Source organism: Bathymodiolus platifrons methanotrophic gill symbiont (assembly GCF_002189065.1).
In the GTDB taxonomy this organism is placed as follows: Bacteria; Pseudomonadota; Gammaproteobacteria; order Methylococcales; family Methylomonadaceae; genus Methyloprofundus.
In genome coordinates this window covers 1-1,464 of the sequence record NZ_BDMN01000460.1, presented here as the reverse complement: position 1 = coordinate 1,464, position 1,464 = coordinate 1, and the positions used below count along the sequence as shown (strand labels likewise).

General features: G+C 48.2%; 1 protein-coding gene and 1 pseudogene. Both read left to right on the top strand.

What is annotated here, in order from left to right; genetic code table 11:
- Nucleotides 1–334: 334 nt before the first annotated feature.
- Nucleotides 335–556 (top strand): hypothetical protein, encoded by a 222-nt coding sequence (locus CDZ78_RS19330; RefSeq protein WP_174664598.1) that lies wholly within the window; start codon nucleotides 335–337, stop codon nucleotides 554–556.
- 199 nt (nucleotides 557–755) lie between these two features.
- Nucleotides 756–1,064, top strand: a pseudogene (locus tag CDZ78_RS19325) (cupin domain-containing protein); the annotation flags it as partial.
- Between the last annotated feature and the right edge of the window lie 400 nt (nucleotides 1,065–1,464).

The window sequence follows — 1,464 nt, the reverse complement described above, 5'->3', positions numbered from 1 at the left end:
TCGGGGAGTCGCTATTTTTGCGAAAGCTTGTTTTGGGCATCCCAGCCCAAGCAAGCAGCAAAAACTTAACGCGACCACTTATGCCTCCGGCGGCCCCGATTCGTCCTCGTCACCTCGTCCCGACCCAACAAGGGGTCGGAACATAGGCTCCAAATGACTTGACGCCGTGTCGGATGGCCTTTTATTTTGTCTCCACCCTCGCTAACGCTCAGACTCCGACAAAATAACGGCCCTACGGCTATCGCGGACTAAAAATCATCACTTCGCTTAGGCTCCGTTTCCCTGATTTTCAGCGATTGCTGCAAACCTGGCTAAAAAATTTGGGGCTGATTATGTGCTGGTGGGAAGACTACATAAACCCAGCTTTTTATTTGCCTATTTAATCGGTCATTTAATCCGCGTTAGTGATGCCAAGCTGGTAGGCAATTATGTTTCCGAAGCGAAAGGACCAAATAAAAAACTAACCATTAAAACGGTGGAAAACCTTACCGTTAAAATTGATAGAACTCTGGATAATCGATATACTCCACCACCATCAAAAAAATTGAACCGCTAACGTAACGTGGAATAGCGCAGCGTTTTCCACCAATGGATGCAGAGAAAAGTAATAACACACCGATTCTAAAAATATATTGCTTTCACCACGAAGATTGGGAGTACTTTTTTTTCGTGCGTGTGCCGGAAAACGCTGCGCTATTCCGGCCTACGGATAAATCAGCGACATTCCCAGCATTTATACAAACAGGCTCCCCTTTATGCAAGCAACAATTCTTCCCTACCCCCCTCAAGATGAGTTTTTTATCGACGAAGGTTGTCATATTATTGAACTATCCAATTCCACTCAGGATACTGATGTTTCGATTGCTCAAGCCAGGGTTACGCCGGGCGTGACCACTCGCTGGCACCGACTTGCGGATACTATTGAGCGCTATGTTATTATTTCCGGCACGGGGGTAGTTGAAGTAGGCGAACTTGCAGCGACAAAAGTTAACCCTGGTGATGTAGTGCTAATTCCGGTTCTTTGTCGTCAACGTATCAGCAACACAGGCGATCAGGATTTAGTATTTCTGGCGATTTGCAGTCCACGCTTTACAAGTTCCTGTTATGAAGATCAGGCGCGCCATGCTACCTCACGAAATTCCGGGACTCCTGTCGCCGTAATTCGTTCACCTACGCAGCGAATAGGAGATGCTCCAGCCGCCCTGCGTCCGCCACAGACTGAGCACAAAGCAGCTCAGTCATGGCTACCACAAATGGCTCTACGGCTATTCGGGATAAAATTTTAGCCTCCCTCGCGCGCTTCGGATTGGCAAATTTCCCTGCGCCTTCTGGAGACTATCATCCCGTCCGGGGCTGACAGCGGGGGTGTGAATCGACGGCCTAATGTAGATTTGAAATGGGTAAAGTGATTTCTCATGCGATTGCATTCGTGCGGGCTCTTAACCGAAGGGGGTAATGGCTTAA